This is a genomic window from Snodgrassella sp. CFCC 13594 (assembly GCF_001590725.1).
Taxonomy (GTDB): Bacteria; Pseudomonadota; Gammaproteobacteria; order Burkholderiales; family Neisseriaceae; genus Snodgrassella.
Genome location: NZ_LQXR01000096.1, coordinates 1 through 423, shown reverse-complemented (window position 1 = coordinate 423; position 423 = coordinate 1). Strand labels below are relative to the sequence as shown.

Sequence of the window (423 nt, the reverse complement as noted above, 5' to 3'; positions counted from 1 at the left end):
CAACCATGAGCGAGCGTGAAAAGACAGATAAAGCCCCTTATGGCACATGGGCGAAACAAGGCTGGCTGATGGCATTTACAGGCAAGATTATTGACTATGCAGCGGTGGCAAAACGTCTGGGCTACTACAACCAACGCTACACCATCAAAGCAATTGGGTATGACCGCAACATGATGGCTTTTTTGGAAAAGGAATTGGAAGCACAAGGCATCCGCAATATTCCATTGGTTGAGTGGGGGCAGGGCTATATGAGCATGACTAAAGCCATATCCGCATTGGAAGAGATGATTTTGACTGGTACATTTCAACACGATAACAATCCCTTGCTGAATATGAGTGTAGCCAATGCACGGGTGGAGACAGACCATACATTAAACCGCCGTTTTACCAAGAAACACAGCCATGGGCGTATTGACCCATTGG

At 46.8% G+C, this 423-nt stretch carries 1 protein-coding gene; it reads left to right on the top strand.

Features of this window, described 5'->3' with window-relative positions; translation table 11 throughout:
- The coding region (locus tag A2F46_RS11880; RefSeq protein WP_197457679.1) for a terminase TerL endonuclease subunit at positions 1-423 on the top strand (423 nt) is incomplete at both ends.